This window comes from Trinickia sp., assembly GCF_051954495.1.
Taxonomy (GTDB): Bacteria; Pseudomonadota; Gammaproteobacteria; order Burkholderiales; family Burkholderiaceae; genus Trinickia.
This window is the reverse complement of record NZ_JBQCHR010000016.1, coordinates 1-5733: the sequence shown is the minus strand read 5'-3', so window position 1 is coordinate 5733 and position 5733 is coordinate 1. Positions and strand designations below refer to the sequence as shown.

At 64.1% G+C, this 5733-nt stretch carries 5 protein-coding genes; all 5 read left to right on the top strand.

All coding sequences use genetic code 11. The annotated features are described in order from the left end of the window. Nucleotides 1–107: 107 nt before the first annotated feature. The 5 genes from ACTHNR_RS01840 to ACTHNR_RS01820 all read left to right on the top strand — a co-directional run bounded on the left by ACTHNR_RS01840 (nucleotide 108) and on the right by ACTHNR_RS01820 (nucleotide 5556). Nucleotides 108–1496 carry a sensor histidine kinase gene (locus ACTHNR_RS01840; RefSeq protein ID WP_440545712.1) on the top strand — a complete coding sequence of 463 codons (1389 nt, stop codon included), beginning with the start codon at nucleotides 108–110 and terminating at the stop codon, nucleotides 1494–1496. Nucleotide 1497: 1 nt separating this feature from the next. Then, nucleotides 1498–2172 carry a response regulator gene (locus ACTHNR_RS01835; RefSeq protein WP_440545711.1) on the top strand — a complete coding sequence of 225 codons (675 nt, stop codon included), beginning with the start codon at nucleotides 1498–1500 and terminating at the stop codon, nucleotides 2170–2172. Nucleotides 2173–2372: 200 nt separating this feature from the next. Then, nucleotides 2373–3515: a porin gene (locus ACTHNR_RS01830; RefSeq protein WP_440545713.1), complete on the top strand. Its 1143-nt coding sequence runs from the start codon at nucleotides 2373–2375 to the stop codon at nucleotides 3513–3515. A gap of 98 nt (nucleotides 3516–3613) precedes the next feature. After that, nucleotides 3614–5239, top strand: a complete 1626-nt coding sequence (locus ACTHNR_RS01825) for a methyl-accepting chemotaxis protein (RefSeq protein WP_440545710.1) — start codon at nucleotides 3614–3616, stop codon at nucleotides 5237–5239. Continuing rightward, a complete protein-coding gene (locus ACTHNR_RS01820; protein WP_440545709.1) occupies nucleotides 5236–5556 on the top strand; it encodes a DUF3579 domain-containing protein in 321 nt (106 codons plus the stop codon). Before ACTHNR_RS01825 ends, ACTHNR_RS01820 begins: the two co-directional genes overlap by 4 nt. Nucleotides 5557–5733 lie beyond the last annotated feature (177 nt).

The window sequence follows — 5733 nt, the reverse complement described above, 5'->3', positions numbered from 1 at the left end:
TCCGAACCCCCCGCCCTGGCCGTTTTTTCTGCCGGGCGGGGGGCCGCGCCCCCCCCCCCGGCCGCCCCCGCGCCACGAGCCGTACTACATCGACGAGGCGTGGATCGATGATGCATAGTTTGCGCGCCCGCTTGCTGTGGTGGGTGCTTTTGCCGCTGGCCGTCTTCATGCTCGTCGCGGGCGTGATGGCCTACGACGCCGCGCGGCAGACGGCCGACCTCCTGCAGGACAATACGCTGCTCGCCTCTGCGCGCACCATCGCCGAGGACATCGAGTGGAGCAACGGCGAGCTGACGGCGGACATTCCGCCCGCGGCGCTGGAGATGTTCGAGTCGCCTTATCAAGACCACGTGTTCTACAAAGTCTTGGCCGGCGGCGACCGGCTGTTGCGCGGCTCTCCCGATTTGGCGTTGCCCGGCGGCGCGCACCCCGAATACCCGGTGTTCTACGACACGACGATCGACGGCCAGTCGATTCGCGCCGTGGCCTATCAGCGGCAACTCTACAACTCGGGCGAGGCGTTGCCTGCGATCGTCGTGGTCGGCAAAACGCAAGCGTCGCGCGAAGCCATGCTGGCCGATCTTTGGCACCCGCAGTTGGTGCGGCAAGGTTTGATGCTGGTGCTTGCAGTGCTCTTCGTCCTCATCGGCCTCACGAGCGAACTGCGGCCGCTCATGAAGCTCAAGGACGACGTGGCCGACCGCGATCCGATGGAACTCGAACCCGTGCGCGTCGATCATCTGCCGACGGAGCTTCGCCCCATCGTCGATGCGATCAATCAGTGCATCGCGCGGCTCAAGCTGCATACGGGCACGCAGCGGCAGTTCATCGCCGACGCGGCGCATCAACTGCGCACCCCGCTGACGTTGCTCGATACGCAGGTTCAATGCGCGCGGCAATGCGCGGACGATGGTCCCGCGCTGGCCGATGCGCTCGCGGGCATCCATCGGACGAGCCGCAAGATGACCGAAATTACGAATCAGCTGCTGTTGCTCGCGCGTGCCGAGTCCGCGCCGCCGCCGACGGCGAACGTACCCGTCGACATGACGCAAGTCGTTGCATCGGTGCTGGAAGATCTTGTTCTCGCCGCGCAGCGCCGCGACATCGATCTCGGCGCCGAAATCGCGGACGATGCGGAGCTACGGGTGGCGGGCAGCGAGCAGCTTCTGCGGGCGCTCGTCGCCAATCTCGTCGACAACGCGATTCGCTACACGCAGGAGGGCGGAGCCGTCACGGCGCGCTGCCGGCGCGATGGCGAGGACGTCGTGTTCGAAGTCGTCGACAACGGGCCCGGCATTCCCGCCGAAATACGCGCCCACGTGTTCGAACGGTTCTATCGCGGCATGACGAACGTCGAGGGCACGGGGCTCGGCCTCGCCATCGTGCAGCGCATCGCGCAGTCGCACGGCGGCACGGTCGCGATAGCGCCGGGCGAGGGCAGGGTCGGGCTTGTCGCGACAGTGCGCCTGCCCGCGTGGAAGGAAAAGGATTGTTGAAATGAAGCTGCTGCTCGTGGAAGACAACGCCGAACTCTCGCATTGGATCGTCAATTTGCTGCAGGGCGAGAACTTTGCGGTCGATTGCGTGCCCGACGGCGAGTCGGCCGACGCCGTGCTGCTGACCGAGCGCTACGACGTCATCCTGCTGGACATGCGGCTGCCGCGCATGAGCGGCAAGGACGTGCTCGCTCGATTGCGTCGCCGCGGCGACAACGCGCCGGTGCTCATGCTCACGGCGCACGGCTCGATCGACGACAAGGTCGACTGCTTCAGCGCCGGCGCCGACGACTACGTCGTCAAACCGTTCGACGGGAGGGAACTGATCGCGCGCATCAAGGCGCTGATACGCCGCCAAGCGGGCGGCAAGTCGGTGTCGCTCGTGTGCGGCGATTTGCAGTACAACGCGAATACGCGCGAGTTCAGCCACCAGGACGCGCCGCTCGCATTGCGACGGCGCGAGCACGCGATTCTCGAAGCGCTGATGCTCAAGCAAGGCAAAACGGTATCGAAGACGGCTTTGATGGACAGCGTCTACAGCCTGGAAGACGAGCCGAGCACCGACGCCATCGATATCTATATACATCGATTACGTAAGCACTTGGCGCATTCGACGGCGCAGATCATGACACTGCGCGGGCTCGGCTACGTGCTGCGCGCGAAAGACGGATCGTAGTTTTGTTCAGTAGAAATAGTGGATACAGGTGGCGGTTTACGTGAAACTACTTAGTAGTCCTAATCACCCGCGAAAGGAGCGTGAAGGATAGGGACGGCTACGATTCTCTCCATTGCAGCGATACGAAGGCGACGCTCGACGCACCACCCGTGCGCGTCGCGCGAGAACACAATTTCAACGCAGTGAGAGAGGAGACGATCTTGAAAAAGACGTATAGGACGTTGGCGCTGACGGCAGGCGCTTTGGTCGCCGGCGGCGCACATGCGCAATCGAGCGTGCAGCTCTACGGCCTCATTGACCTGAGCGCCGTCGCCTACACGACGAATGCGAATGCGGCCGGCAATCACCTGGTCTCGATGGGCCATCCCAATGACGTGGGCGGCGAGCCTTGGTTCAGCGGAAGCCGCTGGGGGCTGCGCGGCGCCGAAGATATCGGCGGTGGCAACAAGATCGTCTTCACGTTGGAGAGCGAGTTCGTTCCCACGAGCGGCAACATGGAGGATAGCGGCCAGCTGTTCGACCGCGATTCGTGGGTCGGCCTCGTCAACCCGACGATCGGCCAGGTCTCCGTCGGCTTCCAAGACACCGTATCGAAGGACTTCTCGGGTCTATACGGCGACCCGTACGTGAGTTCGACCTTCTCCACGAAGGAAGGCGCCTACACGAACTCGAACAACTTCAAGCAGCTCGTTTTCTACGCGGCCGGTCCGACCGGCACGCGCTCCGAAAACAGCGTTGCGTGGAAGAAGCTCTTCAGCAACGGCATCTACGCGGCCGCCGATTATCAATTCAGCAACTCGACGCAGTTCGCCACGGGCTCGGGCTATCAGGCCGCACTCGGCTATAACGGTCCCTCGTTCTCGGTCGGCGGCTTCTACAACCACACGAACAACGGCGGCTTCGTCGATCAAACCTATTCGGTGGGCGGCGACTACCGTTTCGGCATCGGCCGGGTCAACGCGGGGTACTTCCACTACACGGGCAAGCAGGGCTCGCTGCCGGAGCGCGAGGACAACGCGTGGACCGTATCGTTCAAACTTGCGCCGCATGGGCCGCTCGACTATGAGCTCGGCTATCAGCAAATGCACGTGAAGAACGCCGCATATAACGCCGACGGCAACATCCCGAACGCGAACTCGGGCGCATTCGACACCACCGCTACGACGGTTCACAACGGCTACAAGGAAACGATCTACGCTTCGACTTTCTACCATCTGTCGAAGCGCACCGAACTGTACCTGGCGGCCGATTACATGAAGCTGCACGGCGGCTATACGGTGGCGAACACGTTCGGTCACAACAGCCAGCTCGAAGTGGCGACAGGCATTCGCACGCGCTTCTGATTTTCCGGCAAGGCTCCGAGACGCGACCGCATGCGGTCGGTATTTCAAAGGCGGCGGCGAGCCACTTCGCTCGCCGCCTTTTTTTTGGAGAAGTCGGCATGTTGAGGATGACGAACATTCGGGCCGCGCTGACCGTCACGGTCGTCGGTTATACGGGCGCACTCGTAATGGTGATCGCGGCGTCGATCGCGGGGCTCAAATCCGCCAATCATGCGCTCGAGCAGATGTATAGCGTTCAAACCGCCGCGCTCACCGCGTTGGGCGACAGCAGCGAGAACCTCTTGCAGGCGCGTGTCGACCTAGGTAGCTACGAAACGCTCGTGGCGCAAGGCAAGCCGACGGCGCCGACGCTCGAACGCGTGCATGCCGCGTTGGCCGCCAGCGATCGCTCCCTCGCCGCCTATACGGCGCTTTCTCCGGAGAACGAGACGGAGACTTCGCTGGCGGATGCGCTGCGCACGGCGCGCGGCAAAGTGCTCCAGCAGATCATCGCGCCGGAAGTGTCGGCGCTCGATCAGGACGATTTCGCTTCGTTCCGAATGATCGAACGCCAGGCAAGCGAGGCGCTGTTCTCGAATTACAAGCAATCGGCCCGGCAACTGATGGATTTCCAGGTGCGAGAGCAGAAGAAGCATTTCTCGGCGGCGCAGGTGCGTTTTCTTGCGCTGCTATCGCTGTTCGGCGCCGTCGGCGTCGGGTCGGTGGTCTTCGCCCTGCTTGCGCGCGTCATGCTGCGCGCCGCCGTCATCGAACCGATCGACACGGCGATCGATCATTTCGAACGCATCGCGGCGGGCGATCTGACCTCGCGCATCGATGTGTCGCAAGGCGGCGAGATGGGGCGGCTGATGGCGGCGCTGGCCCGCATGCAGCAGAGCTTGGCTTCAGCGGTGACGCGCGTGCGAGAGGGCACGGCTGAGATCCGGCGCAGCGTGCACGAGATGGCGGGCGGCAACGCCGACCTATCCGCGCGCACCGAACGGCAAGCGGCGGCGCTCGAGCAAGCCGCCGCGCGTCTCGAAGTGTTGACGGCGACCGTTTCGCAGAACGCCCGCCACGCGCGCGCCGCGAACCAGTCGGCGGACACGGCATCGAGCACGGCGCAAAGAGGCGGGAAAGTCGTGAGCGAGATCGTCGATGCGATTGCCGACATGTCTGCCGACACGGAACATATCGTCGACATCATCGGCGCCATCGAAGGGATTGCGTTTCAAACTAACATCCTCGCGCTCAATGCCGCCGTCGAGGCGGCGCGGGCGGGAGAAGAGGGGCGGGGGTTCGCCGTCGTCGCGGGCGAGGTGCGTGCGCTCGCTCAGCGCTCGGCTGCCGCGGCCAAGGAGATTCGCGAGCTGATGACGGCTTCCGTGGCGAAAGTCCAAGGCGGAACGGAACTGGCCGAGCGCGCGCATGCAGCGATGGCGGACATCGTCGAGGCGGCGCGCGAAGCGACGCAGATCATTTCGGAGATCAGCGCGGCGTCGGAGAGCCAATCGTCGGGCATCGAATCGATCAACCGCACGGTTTCGCAGATGGATCGCGCGACGCAGCAAAACGCGGCGCTCGTCGAGCAAGCGGCGGGCGCGGCCGCATCGCTCGAGGACCAGGCACGCCTGCTCGACGAAACCGTGGCCGTGTTCCGCCTCGCGACCGATGCCCGCTCGGGATCGACACGCGCCCCGGCGCCGCCGTCGATACCGCGAATTCATTCGATCGGCCATACATGACCCCCATCGATTGCCTACCGAATACACCCACGATGCGCGAGCTTGCCGGGCACACGATCGTCGGCACGACTCGGAGCGGAAAGCCTTTTCGCCCCGGCGACTGGGCCGAACGCCTCGCCGGCGTCATTACGCTGTTCGTCAAGGAGCGGCGCCCCGGCGGCACCGTCGCGTCGACCTGGCTCGCCGTGCCGTTCGTGCGCGGCGGCGTGAGATGCTTGGGCGTGTCAGGCGAACTGGCCGATATTTGCCCCGAGGCCTTCGAGTTCGTCATGCGATTCGCTGCGGAAAACGACCTGCCCGTCGAAGCGCCGAAATAGGGCGTGGCCGGCAGCGCCGAGCGATGCCGCCGAGGATTCATCCGATTTTGCTCCGAGAAACCTCGGACTTTAGTCCGAGGAGGTAAGGAGCGCCGCCGCAAGGCGGCATTCCCGAGTTAGCATTCGCGGCATGGTCTTGGTCTACCGCTATCGCGTGAAATCTCTCAACGGTTTGCT